18 protein-coding genes and 1 pseudogene are annotated in these 21870 nt (G+C 66.4%); 5 read left to right on the forward strand and 14 right to left on the reverse strand.

Annotated features, from left to right (window positions below; translation table 11 throughout):
• Positions 1–181 precede the first annotated feature (181 nt).
• Both OWM54_RS14420 and OWM54_RS14425 read left to right on the forward strand, forming a co-directional pair.
• Positions 182–844, forward strand: a complete 663-nt coding sequence (locus OWM54_RS14420) for a RusA family crossover junction endodeoxyribonuclease (RefSeq protein WP_267697870.1) — start codon at positions 182–184, stop codon at positions 842–844.
• A 637-nt stretch (positions 845–1481) separates the two neighbouring features.
• Positions 1482–2900, forward strand: coding sequence for a hypothetical protein (locus tag OWM54_RS14425; RefSeq protein ID WP_267697871.1), 1419 nt, complete (start codon positions 1482–1484; stop codon positions 2898–2900).
• Positions 2901–3075: 175 nt separating this feature from the next.
• Here the strand turns inward: OWM54_RS14425 and OWM54_RS14430 are convergent, their stop codons facing one another.
• The 5 genes from OWM54_RS14430 to OWM54_RS14450 all read right to left on the reverse strand — a co-directional run bounded on the left by OWM54_RS14430 (position 3076) and on the right by OWM54_RS14450 (position 11776).
• Positions 3076–4410: a hypothetical protein gene (locus OWM54_RS14430; RefSeq protein ID WP_267697872.1), complete on the reverse strand. Its 1335-nt coding sequence runs from the start codon at positions 4408–4410 to the stop codon at positions 3076–3078.
• A complete protein-coding gene (locus tag OWM54_RS14435; protein WP_267697873.1) occupies positions 4407–6746 on the reverse strand; it encodes a hypothetical protein in 2340 nt (779 codons plus the stop codon). Before OWM54_RS14435 ends, OWM54_RS14430 begins: the two co-directional genes overlap by 4 nt.
• Entirely contained in the window at positions 6736–8175 is a 1440-nt protein-coding gene (locus OWM54_RS14440) for a hypothetical protein (protein WP_267697874.1), read from the reverse strand. The genes OWM54_RS14435 and OWM54_RS14440 overlap by 11 nt, the downstream gene beginning before the upstream one ends.
• A gap of 690 nt (positions 8176–8865) precedes the next feature.
• Positions 8866–9786, reverse strand: coding sequence for a DUF2381 family protein (locus OWM54_RS14445; protein ID WP_267697875.1), 921 nt, complete (start codon positions 9784–9786; stop codon positions 8866–8868).
• A gap of 73 nt (positions 9787–9859) precedes the next feature.
• Positions 9860–11776, reverse strand: a complete 1917-nt coding sequence (locus tag OWM54_RS14450) for a serine/threonine protein kinase (protein ID WP_267697876.1) — start codon at positions 11774–11776, stop codon at positions 9860–9862.
• 202 nt (positions 11777–11978) lie between these two features.
• On the opposite strand from OWM54_RS14450, the gene OWM54_RS14455 reads away from it, so the two are divergent.
• On the forward strand, positions 11979–12353 hold the full coding sequence (locus OWM54_RS14455) for a helix-turn-helix domain-containing protein (protein WP_267697877.1): 375 nt from the start codon (positions 11979–11981) through the stop codon (positions 12351–12353).
• A 52-nt stretch (positions 12354–12405) separates the two neighbouring features.
• The gene (locus tag OWM54_RS14460; protein WP_267697878.1) at positions 12406–12753 is read left to right on the forward strand and encodes a helix-turn-helix domain-containing protein; all 348 of its coding nucleotides are present in this window, start codon (positions 12406–12408) and stop codon (positions 12751–12753) included.
• A 251-nt stretch (positions 12754–13004) separates the two neighbouring features.
• Here OWM54_RS14460 and OWM54_RS14465 read toward each other — a convergent pair whose 3' ends face one another.
• A complete protein-coding gene (locus OWM54_RS14465) occupies positions 13005–13391 on the reverse strand; it encodes a hypothetical protein (protein ID WP_267697879.1) in 387 nt (128 codons plus the stop codon).
• A gap of 7 nt (positions 13392–13398) precedes the next feature.
• Positions 13399–14571, reverse strand: a complete 1173-nt coding sequence (locus OWM54_RS14470) for a serine/threonine-protein kinase (protein ID WP_267697880.1) — start codon at positions 14569–14571, stop codon at positions 13399–13401.
• Between the two features lie 258 nt (positions 14572–14829).
• Between OWM54_RS14470 and OWM54_RS14475 the strand changes: the two genes are divergently transcribed.
• Entirely contained in the window at positions 14830–15210 is a 381-nt protein-coding gene (locus OWM54_RS14475; protein WP_267697881.1) for a DUSAM domain-containing protein, read from the forward strand.
• Between the two features lie 113 nt (positions 15211–15323).
• Here the strand turns inward: OWM54_RS14475 and OWM54_RS14480 are convergent, their stop codons facing one another.
• From OWM54_RS14480 to OWM54_RS43395, 7 genes and pseudogenes are all read right to left on the reverse strand, one after another.
• Positions 15324–15818, reverse strand: coding sequence for a PspA (locus OWM54_RS14480; RefSeq protein WP_267697882.1), 495 nt, complete (start codon positions 15816–15818; stop codon positions 15324–15326).
• 112 nt (positions 15819–15930) lie between these two features.
• Positions 15931–16353, reverse strand: a complete 423-nt coding sequence (locus tag OWM54_RS14485; protein ID WP_267697883.1) for a hypothetical protein — start codon at positions 16351–16353, stop codon at positions 15931–15933.
• On the reverse strand, positions 16350–17903 hold the full coding sequence (locus OWM54_RS14490; RefSeq protein ID WP_267697884.1) for a recombinase family protein: 1554 nt from the start codon (positions 17901–17903) through the stop codon (positions 16350–16352). The genes OWM54_RS14485 and OWM54_RS14490 overlap by 4 nt, the downstream gene beginning before the upstream one ends.
• Positions 17900–18100: a hypothetical protein gene (locus tag OWM54_RS14495; protein WP_176437595.1), complete on the reverse strand. Its 201-nt coding sequence runs from the start codon at positions 18098–18100 to the stop codon at positions 17900–17902. Before OWM54_RS14495 ends, OWM54_RS14490 begins: the two co-directional genes overlap by 4 nt.
• Positions 18097–18654, reverse strand: coding sequence for a DUF2924 domain-containing protein (locus tag OWM54_RS14500; protein ID WP_267697885.1), 558 nt, complete (start codon positions 18652–18654; stop codon positions 18097–18099). The genes OWM54_RS14495 and OWM54_RS14500 overlap by 4 nt, the downstream gene beginning before the upstream one ends.
• Positions 18655–18883: 229 nt before the next feature.
• The gene (locus tag OWM54_RS14505) at positions 18884–21508 is read right to left on the reverse strand and encodes a hypothetical protein (protein WP_267697886.1); all 2625 of its coding nucleotides are present in this window, start codon (positions 21506–21508) and stop codon (positions 18884–18886) included.
• A gap of 111 nt (positions 21509–21619) precedes the next feature.
• Positions 21620–21841 (reverse strand): annotated as a pseudogene (locus OWM54_RS43395) (CHC2 zinc finger domain-containing protein); the annotation flags it as partial.
• Positions 21842–21870: the final 29 nt, after the last annotated feature.

Genomic DNA, 21870 nt, shown 5'->3' on the forward strand with positions numbered 1-21870 from the left:
AGGGGAGCGGGCCTCCGTCCAGAATAGGTTGACCGCCTCTCTCCCTACGAGAACCACCGCAGTCACATCCGCGGGCTATAAATTTGAGTACCATTTGCGCCAAGTGTGGTGGGGTTGGGGCGGAGTTGGTTGGTCGGCGCTGGAAGGATGAGTGGTGTCCGTCACAAGGAGCCTAGCTGCCATGAGCGATATTGATGAGCCTTCAGAATTTGGTGAACACACGTTCACGATCCCAGAGAGTCCAGCTTCGATCCAGGCGCATCAGGATGCGAAGCAACGGCTTCGTGACGTCGTGCTTGCGATGACCCGCCCCCTTAAATGGATCTTAGATAGCACCATCACTTTGGATATTGAGTGGCTCATCCACGAGAAGCATCGGTGGGAGACCGACGCAGCAAGCGACATCGACAACATCCTCAAGCCGCTCATAGATGCCTTTACTGGACCCGAGGGCATCCTGATTGATGACTCGCAAATCAGCAGCCTCGGAGTGAGCGTGCACTCAACAATGTCAGACACGGAGAAGCTAATCGTTCGCTTTCGGTTCGATGCGGATCACTACCTACCGAAAGCCGGATTGTGCTTTGTCCGGATCAAAGGGCCAATGTGTTACCCTGTTCCCGGCGAAGTACGCGGAACTGCGGCACTTCCACTCTGGTTAGCTGGACTGGAGACTGCCCTACTAGCGCGAGCAGGGCTGGAGAAACTCACGGGCTCGTATTATCCAGCCCGCTACGTGCTCCCTCCCGGGTTCATTCACCGTTCGCGCCTTCAAAAATTTCCCGTGCTCGCTCCTGGTGAGTTGTTGAAGGAGGTACTTGGTCACCAGGGTGGTTCCACCTGACAGCGTAGCCCGGGTATGTAGAACAACGAGGTAGCCGCAGTGGTCAAACTACCCCGAGGCATTGTGTGGGAGCTGGTAGAGAGCGCGAAGTCGATGCCTAATACGAGGCGCGAAGTCATCGCACCTCGTGACGGCGAGTGGGAACGGACCATTGCCTCACGTTCGTTGCTCGCCAGCCCGTCATCGTGTTCGCGACTTAAATACCCGACGCACCTGGGCCCATAGCTGGTCAGGCGCAAGGCATTCTGTGAGACGCTCGTAGAGGATTGCGCGGGGCTTACTACGCACGCCCCGCGCGGCTCCGACCTCCTCAAGCGGCCTCCGCATTACCCCTCAGTCGCGCCACTCCCACTGGCGAAACGCGGGGTGCCCTGTCTCTTTGTTGTGAGCGGCGACGTCCGCATCGGCCTTCGCGTCAGCGTCTGAGCCGGTATACGCCGGGCCCTTCCAATTCGAACGTCTCCGACGGGTAGCGACGCGCAGCAACAGGCGTGCGCCCACTTCCTATCCTTCATCCCGCTCGCCGCGATTCGCCTCGGCCTCCGTGCCCACAGCCCAGCGGCAATGCATTCAAACTTGCTTGTGGTAAATTCCTCGGCTCGCGCAGCTCACACCCCATGCCTGTCAGGTGGAATGGATGGTCAAGCCTCTTCCCTGGTCATCGGCCGGTCGTGTCATCGCCCTCTGTCTTGCTCTGATTACATCGAGGCCCGCCACGGCATTCTCGCCGCAAGGCCACGAAGAAATCGAGGGTGAAGCTTACTCGCTCATCCCACCGGAGGATTTGAAGCTACTCATCGACAGGCACGCGATCCGCTCTTACATCAACGGACAGCCGGTGCGAGGTTCCGGAGGACCTGACATGGCAGTCGAGCGACAACTCGACACCGAGCAGCAGTGCTATCACTTCATGGCGCCCAACAGTGCGGTCCCCCGCAAAGACGACGCAGCCAGACTTCTCCTTCGCAAGGCCTATCCAGAATGCCTAAAACTCATGCGCATGCTGTATGACGAACTTCTCGAGAATCCGCTGGGTGCACGTCAAGCAGGACGCGGACTTTATGTGCTCCAACACATCGTTGGGGATTCTTTCTCACGGGAGCACACCACCCGCGATACGAGTGATCGAATTGAACGCCTGAAGGCTTGGCTTCTCCTTAATCCAGGCAGACTCAGCACCTCTCAGTTGGAGGCAGAGCCTAGTCGCAATGGAGAGCTCAGCGTCCTTCTCTACTTTCATACCGATCAAACAAGCCCGTCTGCCGACAGCGAGTGGGGCGAGTGCGCCTTTAGCGACGAGAAGCAGGTGTGCTCTCTTTCACCCAGGGGGGCTCGCACGGCCGTTGCCGTTGCAGATCTCCTCAAGACTGTGGCGCAGGCGCTGCGCGCGCCCGAAGCAAGAGACACTCTTTGGAGCCAATGGATCCGGGCCCACTTCGACAACTCCGTATGCCCACTCACAGCAAATGGACAGTTTGAATGCCCCGCCAATACGACTGCTCCAGAAATTCAGCAGCTCAATCTCACAGACAAGCTCGACGACTGGGACGCTGATGTATTTCCATCCAGGATGCTGGGAATTGGCTACGGGTTCGGATTTCCCCGCCATCAACTGCTTGGAACATGGAGGCACTTCACACTTCCCTGGGAGGCAAGGGGCATCATGACACGGCTGTTGTGGGGCTATCGCATCGCGGGGGCCCTTGACAATGCCAGCGGAACGGCCTGGGTCGAACCTCAATTGGGCGTTCCCTTCAGCGCAAGATCGCGTCTTTTCCTTGGCCTTGGTGGCGCAGGGGGCAGCATCATTTGGGACAAGACTTCGACCCAGGCCGACCAGACGCTGAACTTCCGACTTCCCGTGGCTTCCCTCGCCTTCGAACGGTCACTTTCGAACCGACTGGCGGCACGTCTAGGGGCCAGCCTCATGTACCAGACGGGGAAAGAGGGTTGGATAGGCTTGGTGAGTCTTGAACTCGGATGGACGTTTCGAGTCCGGCGCGTCATCCTCCCTCCACCGTCGAAGGAAGAAGTGGCAGCAGGCGGCGAGCATTGACGCGCATGGCCTCGGATTGACTCGCTGCTACTCGCCGAGATGCATGCCCGTGGACGCATGCATCGACGGACGGGATGAGTGTCCCGGTGGATGCGGAAGGAAGAAGCCGCCAGGCACGCCTGCCGACACGCGTCCTGGCTGCTCGATTTCCTGCCGCGTCCAGCCGCCCTCGATTTCAGGGCCGGTACCGCTCCGCCTCATGGAAGAACTGCGTGAGCGAGTAGTCCAGCAGCGACTGGCAGGACTGCATGTACCGGCGGGCGCGGAGGAAGGGCAGCCAGACGCGCTTGCCCACGCGCACCTGGGATTCTTCCATCTTCTGCCGCAGCACCCACGTCCCTCCCAACCGCCGCACCAGCACATCCCCCAGGTAAGCTCCGAGCGCCGGCGCAGTGTGCCCATCGATGAGTTGCCGCTCGTACTTCTCGGGGAAGTCTTCCCTCCAGAAGAAGAAGTCGAGGTCAGTGAGAGAGTCGGCCGTCTCGTCCATGATGGAGGGCACCTTCGTGTGCAGCCCAGCCACGAGGCCTTCGGACAAGTCTCCGTAGGATTCGAGGACGCGCTCCGGATTCGCCACGTCCGATGGAAGGGCAACCGGCAGCCACTCCTCCGGCACCGGCGGCCGGAAGGCGTTGAGTTCGGCAATCTTCCTTTGCCGCTCGCTGATGGAGAACTCGTCTGGCAGCCGCGAGAGGAATGGCGCCACGTCAGGGTGGAAGCGCGGCTCGACGGGTACGAGCGCGGCGCTGCGCTCCCGCAGCGTTCGCATCACCGTGTCGAAGTCGAGGTCCGGCCGCAGGTGGAGGTGGGCTCGGGCCTGCACCAAGCGCGCATCCTCACTCGCGAACTCGGCGGCAGTGGGCCAGAGCACCAGGAGGATAGAGCCATTGGGAAGCTCCTCGACGAGATGCGCAGGCGTCGAGAGCATCCGCTCGCGACCTACGCTCTCTACGAGCTTGGGGCCAAAGACGTTCAGCCAGCACAACTCATAGATCTTGTCGAACCCATCCCGCTTCCACGTCTCATCGTCGCGGCCGAAGGCGGGAGACGCGGTGAGTCCTCGGTCGGCAAGGCTATGCGCTGAAGCATAATCCGAAGGATACCGGGAGGCCCAAGCACGGGCTGCAGCTACAAAGCTGCGACTAGTCTCTGCCTCGGAAAAAAATGAGAGCGGTTGAATGCTGATATTGATGCTCAAGCTGGCCTGTTCGTCCATCGGTCCGAGATTGAGCACCATCGACACACTGGGGGCCTCCGACCGGAAAAGCCCGATGATCGTTCCATAGTCCGCGCGCCGCTCCTCCAGCGCGCGCCACACGGCGCCCCTAGAATATTTCCGCTTGCGGCTAGTTTTGACGATGCTCGGCATCCACCCGCCAGCGCATTGTTCAAGCGCATCAAGGAGTGGTGCCACTTCGTTCTCCAGCCCGTTCCTTGGGTCGTAGGCTCCAGTAAAGGAGAAGTGCAGGCTATCCACCTTGCTCAAGTCTCGCAGCGTCGGAACCCTCATCGAGACAGCACCTCCACGCCCTTAACGTTTCTCTTCGCCGAATCCACCGCGGCGTCCCACATCGCTCCGTCCTTGGGCAAAAGCTTCTGCCCCTCATAGACAAGGCGAACTCGCTTCACAGTCGCCTGCTGTCGCATACCATCCCGAAGAATTTTCAGCGTCCCACCGTAGTATTTCATCGCGTTGCTCGCATCCGTATTCACCTGCACCTCCAGCGCCTCCCAATCCAGGAGGCTGAGGTTTCGACTCTTGAAGCTGAACGTCTCCACCCGGGGTGGCTGGCCCGGTGGGGGGCGCTCCTCGATGACGAGGACGTCGGCGTACCGGAAGTCCACCTTCGACACGCCCACGTGCGTCTCGATGCGCGGCTGCTCGAAGTCGCCGAGCCACCGCCGCTGAGCACGGGGCAACGCGGCGTCCGCCTCCAGGATGGCGATCATGGTCCGCTCGAAGGCCATGCCCCGAGCATAGTAGGCGCGCATCCCCCCGTACCCCTCCCACTTCAGGGGGCCCTTGACGGCCTCACCGTCCTGAATCTCCTTCAGCCGCCTCTTGCGGTAGGCGACGTACTCCTGCCAAAGCGGAGCCCCCTTCTCGACTCCCGGCGGCGGCTCGTTCAGCTTGGGCGCCATCTCCTTCAGCAGCTTCACATCCTTCGGGAGACGGGGCCCCGAGGACTCCAGCTCCGCCTGGAACAGCTTGGCCCTCGCGGACTCCTTTGCGCCGACCTTGGCGTCCTGCGCGAAGAGGTCCAGGTTGACGTACCGATTCCCGCTTGCGCCCCGTGAAGCCGCGGCCTCGCGACTCGCGCCTCCTCTCGTCGCCGCAGCCCCGGACGACTCGCGGCTGGCCGCCTGCGCCTCCGCGGCGGACACCTCGGCGTTCTGCTCGAAGAGGTCCAGGTTGACGGGCCGCTTCCCTGCGGAGCCCCTGCTGGCCACGGCCTGGGCGGACTCGCGGCTCGCCGCCTCCATCAGCACGACCTGCGCCTTCGCGGGGTTTCCGCGCGCCTCGTACAGCGCCAGCAGTCCCGCCTCCCCCCACTCGGCGGCCACCAGCGCGCCCTCGCGGCTCGCCTGGAGGTAGCGCAACAAGTCGCGCGCGGCGGTGATGCCGAGCTGCTCCTCCAGGCGCGCCATCAGCGCCTTCATGCCGGCCACGTCGAGCGCCGGCATCTGGAGCCGTCGCAGCCCGCCGCGCGACTCCACCAGGGCCCGAGCGCCCTTGCCCCCGGCGTACACCGCCACCATCAGCGCGGCCGGCGCCAACTCGCGCGTGGCCTGCTCGTACTTGCCCTGCGCCAGCGAGTACGCCCCGTGCCCCGTGCCTACCGCCAGGTGGTAGAAGCCCACTGGCACACCGAAGGTCAGGTGGTCGAAGGCTCCCGCCGAGACGCTTCCCGGCGAGTAGTGCCTCTCCATTAGCGCCTTCTGCACTTCGTCGAGGGCGGCCTGGTAGGGCGACGGCATCTGCCCACGCATCGCCATGAGCTCCGTGTACCGGGCCTCACCGCTCACCAAGGTGCTGGAGAGCATGTCCCGGCCCGCGCGCCCAAGCCCGCGCAGCACGTCGCGGCCCTGCTCTCCCCGCTCTGGGAAGCCCTCCAGCGCCAGGCCCCGCCGCTTCAGCTCCTCGCGGACGACGGCCATGGCGCCCAGCGTCTCGCCCAGTTGCTTGTCGCGGGCCAGACGCTGCACCACCTCACGCAGCTCGTCGTCGAAGGCCGCGTGGAGGACGAAGAGGGCGAGCACCTCGGAGTACGGCACGCCGTACTTCTCCACGGACGTGACGAGGAAGGCCGCGCGCTGGCGGCCGAGGACGGCCGAGGCGTCTTCGTCCAGAGGCCCCAGGGCGCCCAGGCGGACAGCGTCCCAGGCCGTGAGGGACTGCACCAGCGCGGCCATGTCCACCCCGCGCTGCATGGCCACGAACTCCGCGGGCGAGGCACACGCCAGGAAGGGCGCCAGCACCTCTCGGCTGGAGTCCAGGCGGGGCCAGCCCGAGGGCAGGGCCTTGCCGCCGCAAACGAAGGCCCCTCCCTCTCCGCTCGAACCGCGCGTTCCCTCCTCGTGGACGACCCTGCCGATGACTCCACGTCGAAAACCCATCGGTGACGGCTTGGACGGCCCATCCGCGGAGCCCGACGCCTCCCCCTGGTACACACCCGTCGCCGCACTCCTCGCCGCCTGGGAGGGCACAGAGAAGGGACTGAAGGCCAGGGCCGCCCCACGGCCCGCCTGGCCCGGCCTCGCCGGCAACGAGGCGCACCCGGAGGCCAGGAGGGCCACCACCAGCGCGAGGCCAAGCCCGCCGCGCGGCAGTCGCTCAGCGCGCATTGTCCACCCCCAGCCCCACGGAGGCGAAGGCGCCTGGCCGCAGCGTCCCCTCCGCCGTCGGGAAGAGCAGCGTGCCCCCCTGCCCCACCGCGTACAGCTTGCCGCCCAGGAAGCGCCACCGCGCGTCACCCGAGGCGAGGTAGCGCGCTCCCGGCTGGCCCGCGCCAACCGCCAGGCCGCCCACCCCCACCGAGAGGTTGCGGTGGAAGAGCTGCGTCTCCAGCCGGCCGTCCACGTCCACCCGGCCCCAGTTGAACATCTCGGCACCCATTGACAGGCGGAAGTGGCGCTGTCCCAGCACGCCCAGGCTCTCCGCGTCCCAGTTGAGAATCACCTCGCCGTGGGCTGAGTACCCATCCGGAAACGGCGCGTCCGCCTGCGGCAAGCCGTCCGGGCCCGCCACCTGGAAGCGCGCCAGCTCGTAGTCCGGGCCGAAGGCACCCTGACGGAAGCCTCCACGCTGAAGGCGGCCCTCCAGGCGCGCGCGCATGTCCACCGTCGAGGACATGTACTCCGCCCCCAGCCCCGCCACTGCGCCCCACGCGCCGCCCTCTCCGGGACGCCCGCCCCATCCCGCGTTCGCCTGCAGCTCGAAGCCGCCTTGCCCGTTGCGGCGGCTGACGAGGATGGCCGTCCCGTCGAGGTGGGCCAGCGTCATCGGCTCCGACGTCCCTCCCGCCTTGCCCCAGTCATGCACCGCGGACAGCGCCAGCATGTATTTCATGGGGTACGGCTGGCGGCCCATGAGGATGTGCTGCACGTCCAGCACGACTTCCGCCCCCATCAGCCGCGCGCCCAGCACGTCCGAGGCGAAGGCCTCGACGTAGAGGGGCCTCAGCATCCCCGTCACCACCGCGCCGGCTGGGTTGTAGTTGGGGTTGCCCCGGTTGTTGTAGCGGCGCACCAGGTGCCCGGACAGCAGCGTGTACGACTCCAGGGCTCCCACCCACACGAAGTTCGGCGCGTCGCCTCCCACCATCAGGTTCTGCACCACCTGGCCCCAGTCGGAGAGCTCGTCCCAGTCCTCCTTGCGCACCAGACTGGCGCCCGCCTCTCCACCCCACATGCGCAATCGCATCGGAGCGCCCAGCTCGAGTTGGAGCAGGCCTGGCTTGACGACCTCCAGCCGTGGATGCACCTGCAGGAAACCTTCATCCGTCCCCGCCCCTCTCCGCGGCAGAAGCGCCCACGTCGTGGTCTCCAGGCTCAGCCGGTTCGCCCAGCGAGTGCCCGAGCCGGACGAGGCCGGCTCCTCCTCGACCAGGGCGTCACCCTCGTCCATGGAGGGCTCGAGCTGCTCGTCCACCTCTGGCTCAAGGAGGACGATGTCGTCCTCGACCTTCGCCAGGTCGTCTTCATAGGCAATCTCCTCCGCCCACCCCACTCCGGGTAACACCAACAGCAACACGACGGCCCAGCGCATGAACATCGACGTCTCCTGTGAAGGCCCCGGGAGGGGCAATGGACAGAGGCTTCCCGTTCAGTCCGGCAGGGCGCCGGGCTGCGGGGTGAATGCATTGCATTGCGGGAATCGCCGGCAGGCCGACTGGACCAAGCTATGGGCAGACGTGTCACGTCACGGCGCCAGGAAACCCAGCGCAGTCTCAACAGCAGGCAGACGTGTCACGACACGGCGACAGGAAGCCCAGCGCAGTCTCAACAGCAGGCAGACGTGTCACGTCACGGCGCCAGGAAGGCCTGGCTCCGCTCATGACTCCAAACGTGAGCATGGGGATGACGGAGGAAGGGCTCCTCAGCGGGCGTCAGGCATGCAGCCCGACGAAACGCAGACGACTCCTCGGCGCACGACGACCGTCGGCACGCGCCTCACGTGGCGGCGCGGGGAAGTCTCTGCGCGGTGCGAGAGCCCAGCGCCTACTTCGAAGCCGATTCATGAAGGTGGATCAGGCGCGTCGCCCTCCAGGCGCTCTTCGTGGCCACGAAGGAAGCGCGCAGTCGCGCGCACACACTCCAGCACAGTGGGGAACACATCGCCTCCAGGGCACGCCAGAATGGACTAGACCAATAGGTATAGTCCATTTGACCCTAGATTGGCATTCCGCACAAGCCCCCAAACGCCGGTAACTCACGAGAGGGCGTGGAGGCAGTGCTCGTAGGGTTAAGGGAAGGAGACGTTGCTCAGGGTGATGGTGCGGCGCATATCTGCATCCCAGAGCTTGAGCGTGTAGCTCCCCAGGGGGGACTCGGACGCGGCTTCAGCCTCTACCACCACTCGCTGGACCGACGAACCGGAGGCCACGGGACCCGACTGCCACACTCGAAGTACCTTCAGCTCGTCGTTGGTCTTGCCCCGGAGCGTCGCCCCCACTGCGGTCCAGGGCTGAGCGTCCCCTACATATTTGAGCGTGACCTCGACAGCTACCCTACGGGCTGCGCGATATGCATAGACATTGTGTTTGCTTGCTGCCCCTCCTGGGGCCTGGGTTACAGCCTTTGTCACCTCGCGGAAGTCAACGCCTCGCTTGCTGAGGACTTCCGTCGATATGAGTCCCGTCAGCCCATCAGGAGCACTTCGCTCCGCGCGCAGGCGCTCATTCTCCTCTCGGCATTGCTCAGCCTCGATGCGCGCCTGACGGACTTCCTCCTGGTATGTCTCGACGCTCCTCTTGCGCCGATAGACCTCGATGAGCGCTTCTGACCGTGCAGGGTGCGCGACCAGGACAACCGTCGCGCTCGCCGGGGCCGCTCCGTCCAGAAACCGTACCGTCAACTTGAGCCGCTCTCCCGCCGAGATTTTCTCGGACGGGACCAGACGCAAGGTGGTGAGCCCAGCGTCCACCACCGCGAAGCGCTCGCGTCCTTCGAGCGTCAGCCCTTCTCGACTCACCTCCGAATCGAAGATGAACACCGTCGAGAGCCCTGGGCTCACCGCGACTTCAGCCGCTGGCTGAGCATCATCCGAGACCAGCTCGATTCGGCGAACGCTCAGCCCCGCTGTAGCCGGGGGCGACTGCGCCAGAGCTGTCCCCTCGCCTGCGAGGAGTAGGAAAAGCAGAACGGCCGACACTGAATGATGCACTCGACATTTCTCCTGGCCCAAGCCAGCAGCGACGCCCCTGGCGGCTCATGAGCGTCTGCCAAACAGCGGCAGGTCATTCAAACTCACTCACTGCCTTGACCCAAACGGCAGAGTACACGCGTGCCTTACCGGTATCCCCTCCGCCGCCCTCTATCTCTAGTCCGCGGTTGCGAGTGCCGTCCTGTACCTCCAAGCACACGGGGAAGCTCTCTCCGCGAAATCGCGCCCGAGTCAGTCGGACATAGACGCGGTCGGCAATAATGAGTCGCCCAGACAGAGTGGCCTTGTCCGAACCAAGGATGATCTGCGCAGTGCCGTCCTTCACCGTTACGTACTTTTCTTCTCCCCTGACGAAGCTCGCCCCCTCCTCATCCCCAAGCCCCATGCCCAGCATCTTCATGCCCTTGGTGGCGCCTGCTGGGCACGGTTCAGGATCCGGAGCAGGGCGCACCTGGGGGCCCGAGCAGGCCAGCAAGCCACAGAGGGCCGTCGTCGCCAGGGCAGGGCCAACGCTCCTTGTGGCCTTCTTGGCAGGCGGCGGGGAGGTCGGGGTGTCACTCTTCTTCGTCGTCACGGTGGCAGTCACCTCGGGAAGCATCGCGGGAGGCGCGACGGCCGCAGGTGTTGCCTCCGGCCCGGTGGGAGCTGCGGCCGGGGCAGCTTGAGGTTTCTTTGTATATGGCGCTACTTCTTGGCCGGGGATGGCTTGCGGCTGCGGTGAAGCCGTCCGCTGTGAGAAGTACGCCCCAGACGCGAGGGCCATGGCCAGCAGCCCCGCGCCCAGCACACGCCCCAGCCGGAGTCGCGAGAGGAACGAACGCCGCCCCACCTCGACGACGGAGTCCTCGGGCGCCGCCTGCGGGGGTTCCGCCGCCATCCCCTCCTCCAGCACCAAGCCCGGCAGTTGCGCCTCCACGGGCCGCGCAGCAGCCACCGGAGAGGCCTGGGGCAACAGATCCGCGGGCGGACCCGCGCCCAGCAGCTCCGGCCCCGGAGCCTTGCCACGGCGCATCTGGCGCAGGGGCCGCTTCGCCCAACGAGCCAGCTTGTCCACCTCGCCCTCGGTGGTGGCCGAGTTCGGGCCATAAGCGTCGAACAAGGGAGTGTCCCACGCCTCGCCTTCCGCCTGGGACAGGAGCTGTTCCAGGGCCGCACAGACAGCGCTCGCGTCGGGACGTGCAGCAGGGTCCTTCTCCAGCAGCCGCATGCACAACATGGCCAGCGGCTCCGGGACGAAGCGGTTGACGTGGTGAGGGGGCACAGGCGACGTGCCAATGACACTCCTGATGTAGTCCTCCTCCGACCCCACGTCGAAGGGCAGCCGCGCGGTCAGGAGGCGGTAGAGGACGTTTCCCAGGGCCCACACGTCGTCCGAGGGGGCGGACACGTAGCGGAAGCCTCTATGGCCGAGGTGCTTCTGCAGGAAGAGCCAGGCCTCGGGGGGCCGGTACTCCATCGTCCCCGGCGGCAGCAGGGACTGGGTGACGCCGGGCGCTCCCTTGTAGTCCCCGATGCCGTAGTCCACCAGCACCGCCGGGCCGTCCGCGCCGCGCACCATGACGTTGGCGTCCTTCACGTCCCGGTGCACCACTCCTGCCGCGTGCGAGGCCGCCAGCGCCCGCGCCACGTCGAGCGTCACCTTCGCAATCTGCCGGGCCGAGGGATTCTCCTCCTTCACCCAGGTGCTCAGCTTCCGTCCGTCCACGTACTCCATGGCGATGAGGGCGAACTCACGCTCCCATGCCTGCCAGTAGGAGAAGCCCCGAATCCCCACCACGTTGGGGTGCTTCAAGCTCACGAGAATGGCGATTTCTCTCTCGACCCGCCCCTCGACGCGCTGCCGCTCCACGACCTTCAAGGCGCAGGGCTGCCCGTCGTTCGTCGCGAGGTACACGGTGCCGAAGCCGCCCTGGTCCAGGTGCCGCACCACCGTGTAGCCCTTCACCACGTCCCCGGGGGACAGCACGGCCGGGGGGCCGTTGTCCCTCATGGCGACGTCCTCCTGGCGACTCTGTAGGACAGCAGGACTGCGGCCACGCGCATGCAGCTCCCTCCCCGACGCCGCCCCACGGTACCAGAAGCCCGGGGAAATCGCGCGAAGTCTTCCCCCACCTCCAACCACCCGCCAGCGATGACACCGAGCCATTCAACAAGGTGAAGTTGACTAGACATTCAGGTACAGTTTATTCGGAATGCATATCCCCCCGGATACCCGCGTCTTCGCTCCTCCGAAGCCGCCCTCCCGTCCCTTACCCGCCATCATCGGCGACACCCTGCGCACGGCCCGCCTTCGTGCCGGCCTGAACCAGTCAGAGGTGGCCAAGGTCATCTCCATCTCCCGCAACGCCTACAGCCGGCTCGAGCGAGGACTCATGCTCCCCAGCGTCGCGACGCTCTACCGCCTGTGCACCGCCCTCAACGCCACCCCCAACGAGTTGCTGGGCTTCCACACCGCGCTGCCACCGGGCGGCGTCGCCGCTGCCAAGGACGCCCTGCGACGCCGTGTGCACAATTTGAGCGCGCACCAGGCCCTCGCTCTCATCCAGCTCCTGTCGGGCATGCCCTGATGGAATCGCACTCCCTTGACAACGCGCAACTCAGGTATACTCCCTTGTACCTATGAACGAACAGCTTGCAGCGCACCTTGGCGCTATCGCCCGCCTCGCCCGGGAGCAGATGAGCCTGACGCAGGTCCAAGTCGCGGAGCGCGTGGGGATGGCCTCCGCCGTCTATAGCCGAATCGAACGCGGGCACATGATTCCCAGCGTTGAGACGCTGAAGAAGTTGTGCATCGAGCTGATGGTCTCTCCGGAGGACATGATGGGCCTCACCGAGTCCCCCGACAGAGGGGCTCCTACTCGGCCGGAGGATGACGTCACCTTGCGCCGGCTCCTCTTCCTCGCGCGGAAGCTCGACCCGGCGAAGTTGGACGCCCTTGTCCGCGTCACCACCGAGCTGGCCCGCTGAAGCAGCTTCCTGGGCGGAGGGGCGCCGCCAAACGGCTCACGCCGCTCTCCCAGCTCGAGGCGGCTTGCGGCCAGCGATCCGGCACCTCCGAGCAGGGAGCAGGCCTGGCGAGCAGAGCCCCATGCCTCGGGGCCCTGCACCAGAGCACTCGCCCTCAACCCGAGCGGACCTGCAGCAGAGCACTCGCCCTCAACCCGAGCGGACCCCGGCGTTTGCGGAGCGCCTCCCCGTCGGAAGGAGGAGGCACTCCGCTACGCCGCGCCGCGCTCCGCCAACTCCTCATTCACTTCGGCGAGTTGCGCCTCCAGGCCCTTCTTCCTCAGTTGGAGGCGGGCTACATCGTCCAGCCCCGCCTCCTCGTCGAGGTATCTCTCCCTCGGAGGGTCGGCCTCCAAATCATCACGCACCTCCACTGTGAGGACGTCGCCGGCGCGGATGTTCTTGGCATAGCACCACTTCAGGTGCTCGCAGTGCTCCCTGCCCGTGGAGCCCCCAACATAGAATGTCATCTCCGGGTTGTCGCGACTCTCGTCGTGAGGGCGACGCACCCATGACAGGATGGTGTTGACGACGCCGAAGTCCGACACCCCCGCAGTGGTGATGTGCCGGCCATTGCGCAGGACGCGAAAGCAGAGCATCGGCGGCCTACTCCTTCTTGGGCAGCCCCAGTTCGTGCTTCTCCAGCCCATCCGGGTAGAGGCCCGCCTCGCCGAACTCCACTTGGTCACGCAGCACCCCGCCCTCGGACACCACAAGGGCGGCCTCCTTGGCGGCCTCCGCGCGCCCATAGGGCTCGCGAAGCTGGGCGTGGGCGACACCGCGAAGTGCATCCCGCATGTCCGCCGCCGTCGCGAAGCGCTCCTCGGGGTTGAGGCGCAGCGCCGTGCGCAGCACCGCCTTGAGGTCCTCATTGAGGTGGGCCACCGCCCTCTCGACGACGTCCGGGCCGAACGTCTCCATGAGGGCCTGCATCTGCTGCAGCGGCAATGACGGCTGCATCTCCGGGCGGAGCCGGCTCTCCTTCGCCGCCACCAACGGGACGTCGCTCACCTCGAAGAGGTGTCGGCTCGTGAGGGCCTCCACCAGCAACACACCCAGGCTGAAGACGTCGGAGCGCGGCGTCAGCCCCTCCTTGCGGAGGTATTCGGGGCTGGCATAGGCCACGTCCCCTCGGAGCAGATTCTCCGGCGACTCCTCCCGCCCCACCAGCAGCGAGTACGCCGCGCCGAAGTCCAGCACCCTCACCTCCCCATGGAGGCCCAATGCGATGTGCCGGGGGCTCACGTCGCGGTGGACAATGCCCAGGGGCACTCCCTTCTCCGACGTGAGCGTGTGCGCGTAGTGCAGCGCATCCGCCACCTCTGCCCCCACGTACAAGCAGAAGCCCTCCGAGAGGGGCTTCCCTCTCACCAGAGCCGCGCACACCAGAGTCTCCAGCGAAGGCCCACCCACGTACTCCATGATGGCGTAGGGGGCGTCCTCCTCCTCATCCACCTCCATATGGAAGACTTGAGCAATGTTGGGATGGTTGAGACGAAAGGCCAACTGCACCTCTTCAATCATCCGCATGCGCTGCATGTGCGTGGATGGGCTGGCAATTCGGCGGACCAGACACAGACCGGACAGCGCGCCGCCCGCCACGCGCCGCTCCACCTTCAGCAGCCGCTCGCCACTCGGCCGCACCTCCAGTTCCCGCACCGCCTCGTAACGCACGCCCCCCACCTCGAAGAGGAAGTGCGCCGCGCTCGGTGCAGGCAGGGTGGGGACGCTGGGCGGTAACTCTTCCGTCGTCACATCATCTTCCGAACGCTTCGGCATGGCTGTGAATCCTCCTGAAAGAAGGGGCGCGACCCCACGGGCAACGAGATTCGCGTCGCCGGGCGCCTCCCCGGAAAACCGCAAGGTCTAGTTGACTCGACCGTCGAATTAACATGACCTTGCATACCTGTGAAGCCCTCTGACACCCGCAGCAGACAGGCCGCTGCTCCATGAGCGCCTATCCCTCTCCTGGGTGCAAGTGAACCCAGCCCTGGCTTCGCATGCAGGCTTGGGCTGCTCCCAAAGGAAAAATGACTCGTGAGTGAAGCCGTTGATTGGGGTCCCATCCGCGAGCTGGCCCGCCGCGTCTTCATCGAAAGAACGCGCCTGGCCCTCACGACGGAGGTGAAGGCACTGCTGAAGCGCACGGCCTCCGAGGTGGGCATCAGCGACACCGAGGCCGAGAGTGCACTCGCCACGGAGGAGGGCGCCTTGGGCCTCTTGAGCGAGGAGTCCCGGCGCATCCGAGAAGGCTCCCGCAGGCTCATGGACGCGTTGCACCGGATGTACCAGCACAAGGACAAGGGGGACTTCGGCAGCGCCCGCGAGGAGATGCGGGGCGTGCTCAAGGCGGAGGTCGTGCCCCACTACCGCGCCCTCGCCCAGGGGCAGCTCGAGGCCATGCCCGACGAGCCGTGACGACGGGCGCGGCGCACCTTCAATCAGCGGTGTGTCGGGCGAAGGCGCGTCTCGCGCGCTCGACCTACTTGCCGCAGGAGCGCCCTCCAGCGAGGGCGCTTCGCGGCCCGGACTCAGGCCGGCGTCACCTTGTCGAAGGGGCGCACTACCTTCCTACCGTCGGAGACGCGCGCCAACGTCACCGTCCTCGCCTCCTTGTCGACGGCCGTCACCTTCGCCGAGAAGCTGCCCCGCCCCTGCTTGTAGCGCACCTCCTGCCCCTCGGCATAGGCGACGGACGTCGCGGCGCTGGAGCTGGGCGCGGCGGCCGTCGCCGTGCGTGCCGCCGCAGGCGGACGCCCTCGGCGCTTCTGGGGCGCGGCCTTCGCCCGCGCGGGCTTCGACGCAGCCTCCGGCTTCACCCACTTCCGCACGGGCACAGTGGGCGTGCGCTTCGTCGCGGGCGCGGACGCGGGGGTGCGCTTCGGCGCGGACGCCGCAGGAGCGCGGCTGGGCTCGATGCCCAGGAACCGAGCAATCTGCTCCAGCAGCTCCGTCTGCCGGCCCATCGCCTTCCCCACTTCCTCCGCCACCGCTGCCCGAATGGCACTCTTCATGTCGTTCTGCATGTGCTCTCGCTCGCTTTCCTGGCGGACCACCCGGCCCGCCTATTCTTCACCACCACAAACAGCCTCTTGCACTCACGCTACACCAGGGAGTCCAGGCATTCGGACTCCTGTCTCAGAATGAAGCCTTCACGTCGCGCCAGCGCTCGCGCTGCACCTCCCACGTCCCCGCGTGTGCAACGGCCCGGAGGACTCGCTCGCTGAGGGGCTCCTCACCCTCCACGGCCTCGAGGAACAGCACCTCCTCCTGGATGTCGGGCGCCAGCAACCGCAAGTCCAACAGGTGCGTCACACGCGCCCGGGTAAAGCCCAACTGGCCTGCGACGTCCGCTGCGCTCGCCACCAGTCCCCGCTCAATGACGGACTCCACATGGTGCGCCAGCGCCAGCATTCGCGCGACGTGCGCGGGCCTTCGCGCCACTTCTCGCGGCGACGGTGGCGCCCCCTCTCGGAAGCGCACCTTCGCGCGATGCACGCGGTGGAAGTGCGCGCTGACGAGGCCGGCCTCCGCCGGCTGTGACTCGGGACTCGCGCTCACGCTGCCGCCTCCTCGCGCGCGGGCGCTGTCGACTCACCGGCATGGGACAGGTAGACGTCAACCTGCCCCGTCGCCTCGTTCACCACCACCCGGCCAACGAGGGCTCGCAGCAGGCGCCCACGGTTTGTCGCCGTCAGCGCGTCCCACACCGCGTCGAAGTCCGCCAGGGCCTGGGCCACCCACTCCGCCTCCACCTTCTCCCTCTCCATGGCGTCCAGGGCGCGCTCCACCTCCGCCAACCGCTTCCTCATGCCGGCGACTTCCTCTTCCGCAGCCGTCAGCTTCTCCTCCAGGAGGCGCCGGGCGGGGCCCTCCAGTTTGGCGAGGGAGTCCACCCACTTCCCGGACTCCCCAGCGCGCTTGCCCAAATCCTTCGGAAGCTGCGCGCGCTCGGCGCGTAGGGCCTTGTGCTTCTCCTCCATCCGCGCCGTGAGGCGGGCGTGTACCTGTGCCGCGAAGCCCTCACCTACCGAAACCTCCCTCAGCCGCGCGACGACGAAGTCCTCCAAGGCGGCTGCCGGAAGGGACGCAGCCCGGCACCCCTCCTTCCCCTGCTTGTCCCGGGTGATGCAGCGGTAGTAGCGGTACTCACGCGCTCCCTTGCGCGTGCTGCCGGGCGTCATTGCCTCGCCACACAGCCCACAGCGCAACAGGCCTCGCAGCACGTAGTCAGGGTTGCGCCCGTGGTACTGGATGCCGGGGCCACGGCCCTCCAGCATGTCCTGCGCCTGATGGAAGGTGGCCCTGTCCACGATGGGCGAGTGCTCTCCCGGGTGCATCTCGTCGCCATACGGCACGAAGCCCGCGTACAGGGGACTCCTCAAGAGGCGCAGCACATCCTGCGTCGTCCATTTTCGAGCCGCGCGCGTGGCACCGCTCCGGGCCTCGTGCCGCTTCGTCTTGCGCCCCACCTCGTTGAGGAGGCGCGCCACCGTCGAGGCCTGCTGGTGCTGGAGGTACAGCTCGAAGGCCTCCCGCACCACCGTCGCCTCGTACTCATTCACCACGAGGCGCTTGTCCTTCACGTCGTAGCCCAGCGGAGCGCGTCCCCCCGTCCACAGTCCCTTACGGCGCGCGGCGGCCACCTTGTCCCGCGTCCTCTCCGAAATCATCTCCCGCTCGAACTCGGCGAAGGACATCAGCATGTTCAGCGTCAGCCGCCCCATGGCGTCCGCCGTGCTGAAGTTCTGCGTCACCGAGACGAAGGAAGCGCCCGCTGTGTTGAGGCGCTCCATGACTTTCGCGAAGTCGAGGAGGCTGCGGGAGAGGCGGTCCACCTTGTACACCACCACGACGTCGACCCGGCCCGCGTCGACGTCCTGCAGCAGCCGCTGGAAGGCGGGCCTCTCCATGTTGGCGCCGGTGAAGCCACCGTCGTCGTAGCTTTCATCCACCAACGTCCAGCCGGGCTGGCGCTGCACGTAGGCGACACAGGACTCTCGCTGGGCGTCCAGCGAGTTGAACGCCATCTCCAGGCCCGCCGCAGTGGACTTGCGCGTGTAGACGGCGCAGCGCTTCGCGTCCGTGGGTGGCGACTTGCTCTTCCTCATGGCCCCTCCGAATCCCCGGGCGACGGTTCCCGTGGCTCGACGCTCGGCGCCGGCTTCTGCCCGGCGAGTTGCTCCGCCACCGTCACCAGCCGCTCCAGGTTGTCGTTGAGGCGCCGCAGCTCTCGGACGAGCTGCGGCATCGTCGTCTCGTAGAAGCGCTGGCCCATGTACGTTTGAAAGAAGGCGGGGCCACTCATGACGTCACCGCCTTCGAGCCGCCGGCCTTGAGCCCGAAGAAGGTGAAGCCATTCCAGGCCGTGCCCGAAATCAGCTTGGCCACGCTTGAGAGGCTGCGATGGAGCTGCCCCTCGTACTCAATCCCGCCCTCGCGCACCGTTACCCGGTGCTGCGCCCCTTTGAATGCGCGCGTCAGCACCGTGCCCGGCGGCGGCAGGCGCGCGTCGCGTCCGCCCGCAGCGGGTGCGCGTGCGTCCGCAGCGGCAGGCGGAGGCGGTGCTGCGGGCTTCGTCACCTCCACCTGTCGCATCCTCCAGCGCTCGGGCAGCTTGTCGCCCAACTCCGAGATGCGTGTGACAGCGCGCGCGGAGAGCCCCCCTTCGGCCAGCTCCTGAATCCGGAAGGCCAGGCGCTTCTTCAGGTAGTCTCGGTTACGGCTGCGAGTGGGCTCGCCATACAGCTCCTGGTACTTCTCCGCCAACTCCGGCACCGACATGCTGGCCAGCGCGGCCAACTGCTGTGGCACGTCCGCCAACTGCGTGCGCGCGGCACGTGCAGTCCCTCTCTTCGCCATGGTGTTGTCTCCTTTGCCCCGGGCAGCAGGCCCTCGGGCGAAAACCATGGACGCTCTGTCCCCAGAAGAAGACAAGTCGAGAGTCCGCGGCTCAGCCATGCGCGCTCCTCTTGGTGCAACTTCATTACGTGCGGCGCATTCTGCGAATGGCGACGAAGCACCAACTCCCAGAGGGCCTCCGAGAGAATCTCCACTGCGTCCTCGCGCCGTTGCTGCGGGGCGCGCCGGGTCACTCCTCCGCCCATGGGTCGACCTCATCTACCTCTGCGGCAGCCATGTCTGCATTCACCTCCGGCTCGCCTCCCAACTTCTGGAGTGCGTACATCGTCCGCTTCTTGCGGTCCTGGTTCCGCACCACCACCCGCAAGTCCCCAAAGACTCGGTCCCTCGCCGTTTGCAGCGCTCGGCCCAGCCGGCTCTGCTGCGAGCGGGAGCCGCCCTCGCCTCGCACCTGCAGCATCAGTTCGTCCTTCTCGCAGAGCTCGTTGAGACTGGAGACGAGCACCTCCCCAGCGCCGTGCGCGCCCCACCAGGCCTGCACGAATTCGCGCCAGGACTCCCCTTCGACGTCCGCATTCGCATAAAGCTCGTCGAGGTTGCCGAGGAAGCCTCCCACTCCAGCCACATTGAGAAGGCCGCCCATGACGGCCGCCCAGTGCTCGAAGGAGCCCAGCCGCTCGCGCCCCAGGGGCCTCCCCGCGGCAATCCACGCCTGCACGAGCGTCAGGGCCGCACGCACCAACTCGCTCCGGTGCTCCTTCACCCAGAGGATAATCGGGTCATGCTTGAAGCGACTTCGCGTCCAGGCCCTGTCCAGCTTGGGGTCGATGCGGATGCGCACGGAGCGACGGGCAATGTCCTTTGAAAGCTTCGGGTTGTTGCCGGTGAGCATCCACATGGCGGTATTGGGCAGCGTCAGCTTCTGCGTCTTGCCCAGGAGGCGGTCCGTCCAGGAGGTACTCGTCAGCATGGCGGCGAGGGCCGCGGAGGAGAGCGTCGCCTTCTCATTGGCGTTGTCGAGGAGGATGAGGGGGCGCGCCAGGGCGAGCTCGGCGGTGAGCGTCTTTCGAATCTCCTCTTCATTCTCAGGCAAGGTGCCAATGGCGAACGCCCTGCCCGTCGCCACCCACGAGACGAGGTCGCACAAGAGGCCCTTGCCGGAGCCGACAGCGGGCGCCTCCACGACGTGGAGGGGAGTGCAGCCCTCAATCATCCGCCGGACGAAGGGCAGGAGGACGGCGGCGAGGGCATGCGCCTTGTCACTGGGGTGCGCAAATGGGAAGTCCACAAAGACGTCGTCGAAGAAGAGGGCACGTGCAGCGGCAATCTCCTCAGGTGTCGGCCGCTCGGGCACGGCGCCAAGGTGAAGGGCGGGGGTGGGCTCCAGCCAGAGTCTGTCCTCCGGGTGCAGCCCGGGCATCAGGAGGAGCTTCCCGTCCTGGCCGAATACCGGCGTGGTAATGACGGCCTCCACCGGGGGAAGGCCCGGAGGCGGGTACGCGAGGAAGTCCCGCGCGACGTCCTTCGGCGGGAAGACGGAGTGCGGCCTGCCCTCGACTTCCGTTACCCACGCCGCCTCCCGCAGGAGGACTCCGTAAACGGCGGCCTCCGTCATCTCCGAGAGAATGGGCGCCTCCTTCTCGGGCTGCGCGAGTTGCACGAGGGCGTTGCCTCGCACAAAGAGTGGCGCCGCCTCATTGGCGAAGCCCTGCGTGCTGGCAGCCCGCATGCGACGCTCATTCGCCTGCACCACCGCTTGGCGCGCCTCGGTGACAATGGCCCAGAGTTGGCGGTTGCCCACGTTGATTTCCGGGCGCGCGGCGGACGCACGGCGCTGCGCAGTGGCCGCCGCCTCCTTCTCCGCCACCACCCCCTTGAGGTTGGCGTTGAGTGCCCGCCTCCGTAGGCCAAACTTCGCCGAAATGGCGTCCAGCACCACGTCGGCTCGGACTGCCGTGCATTGCTGCAATGAGGCCAGGAGGGGCGCCAGCGCCTTGTCCAAGTCTGCCTTGGGCGCACTCTCTGGAATGCCATCCAGCAGGTACTCCGGGTATGCCCTCGCGCGGCCCAGGACTTCGTGGAGCGTCGCGGCGCCCTGCGACGCAACAAGCGCGTTGACGTCCACCTTCTCGGTGCCCTGCGGACGTGGAAGCAGGGCGACGCACGCCTCGCGGCCCTCGGCCCAGAGGGCTGCGGCAGTCTCCCGCGCGCCCGCCTCTCCGGCGCCGCTGGCCTCGGCGTCATTGCAAATGACGACGCGCCTGGCGTCGCGCGTGAGCCTCAGCAGCCGAGGAATGTCCTGCTTGCGAAAGCGCGTCGTGGCCGGAGAGAGGCAAGGAATGCCCGCCTGCATGGCGCTGATGCAGTCGGTGACGCCTTCCGTAATCAGCAGCGTGTCGGCCTTGCGTGCCGCGTCCTCGTTGTAGAAGTAGTCATTGCGGACGGTGGTCGAGATGTAGGGGTGCCGCTCCGAATGGGTGAGGAGCTTCTTGTACTTCGCCTTCTCCCACTCTTCGTCGCCCGTATATTGCGTCGCGCGGGCGATGAAGTAGACGACGCGGCCATCCTTCCAATATGGGAAGACGAGGCGCTCCCTGAAGAAGTCCTCGACGTGGCCGCCCGGCAGTTGGACGAAGAGTCCCGTCTTGAGGGCCGCCTCGCGGCTCGCGCCCATACCCTCTCTCAGGTGCGCGAAGAGGCCGCCGTCTGCCCACCCCAGCTTGAGGCTGTCCACCACCTCGTCGGTGAAGCCGTAGTGCTGGTTGAAGGACTCCTCACGGAGTTTGGGGGGCAGGCGGCGGTGGTAGTAGTCGGCGGCGGCAGTGAGGAGTCGCTCGACGTCGCGGCGCTCCACCAGCGCCTCGAGCTCACGCGCGTGGGACTCGTCATGGGGCGAGGGAGGGGGAATGCCGGCGCGCTCGGCCAGCCGGAATACCGCCTCCTTGAAGTCAACCTTCTCCCTCTCCTGGACGAAGTTGAAGACGTCTCCCCCCAGGCTGCCGCCGTTGGAGAAGTCGTGCCACGTCTGCGTGGTGGGCCACACGACGAAGGAGGGCGTCTTCTCGGGGTGAAAGGGTGAGAGTCCCTTGAGGGTGCTACCTGAAGAGCGCAGCTCGACGTAGGCGCCGACAAGGTCGGCGATGTCCGTGCGGCTCCGCACCTGTTCCACGAAGGCGCGAAAGCTCATGGGGCCCGCACCTGGGCGCTGCGCCTCGT

Source organism: Myxococcus sp. MISCRS1 (assembly GCF_026626605.1).
GTDB lineage: Bacteria > Myxococcota > Myxococcia > Myxococcales > Myxococcaceae > Myxococcus > Myxococcus fulvus.

Excerpts from the sequence above, each read along its gene's own strand:
- OWM54_RS14420 (WP_267697870.1), top strand. The coding sequence starts at position 182 with ATGAGCGATATTGATGAGCCTTCAGAATTTGGTGAACACACGTTCACG.
- OWM54_RS14425 (WP_267697871.1), top strand. The coding sequence starts at position 1,482 with ATGGTCAAGCCTCTTCCCTGGTCATCGGCCGGTCGTGTCATCGCCCTC.
- OWM54_RS14430 (WP_267697872.1), bottom strand. The coding sequence starts at position 4,410 with ATGAGGGTTCCGACGCTGCGAGACTTGAGCAAGGTGGATAGCCTGCAC.
- OWM54_RS14435 (WP_267697873.1), bottom strand. The coding sequence starts at position 6,746 with ATGCGCGCTGAGCGACTGCCGCGCGGCGGGCTTGGCCTCGCGCTGGTG.
- OWM54_RS14440 (WP_267697874.1), bottom strand. The coding sequence starts at position 8,175 with ATGTTCATGCGCTGGGCCGTCGTGTTGCTGTTGGTGTTACCCGGAGTG.
- OWM54_RS14450 (WP_267697876.1), bottom strand. The coding sequence starts at position 11,776 with ATGAGGGACAACGGCCCCCCGGCCGTGCTGTCCCCCGGGGACGTGGTG.
- OWM54_RS14455 (WP_267697877.1), top strand. The coding sequence starts at position 11,979 with ATGCATATCCCCCCGGATACCCGCGTCTTCGCTCCTCCGAAGCCGCCC.
- OWM54_RS14460 (WP_267697878.1), top strand. The coding sequence starts at position 12,406 with ATGAACGAACAGCTTGCAGCGCACCTTGGCGCTATCGCCCGCCTCGCC.
- OWM54_RS14465 (WP_267697879.1), bottom strand. The coding sequence starts at position 13,391 with ATGCTCTGCTTTCGCGTCCTGCGCAATGGCCGGCACATCACCACTGCG.
- OWM54_RS14470 (WP_267697880.1), bottom strand. The coding sequence starts at position 14,571 with ATGCCGAAGCGTTCGGAAGATGATGTGACGACGGAAGAGTTACCGCCC.
- OWM54_RS14480 (WP_267697882.1), bottom strand. The coding sequence starts at position 15,818 with ATGCAGAACGACATGAAGAGTGCCATTCGGGCAGCGGTGGCGGAGGAA.
- OWM54_RS14490 (WP_267697884.1), bottom strand. The coding sequence starts at position 17,903 with ATGAGGAAGAGCAAGTCGCCACCCACGGACGCGAAGCGCTGCGCCGTC.
- OWM54_RS14495 (WP_176437595.1), bottom strand. The coding sequence starts at position 18,100 with ATGAGTGGCCCCGCCTTCTTTCAAACGTACATGGGCCAGCGCTTCTAC.
- OWM54_RS14500 (WP_267697885.1), bottom strand. The coding sequence starts at position 18,654 with ATGGCGAAGAGAGGGACTGCACGTGCCGCGCGCACGCAGTTGGCGGAC.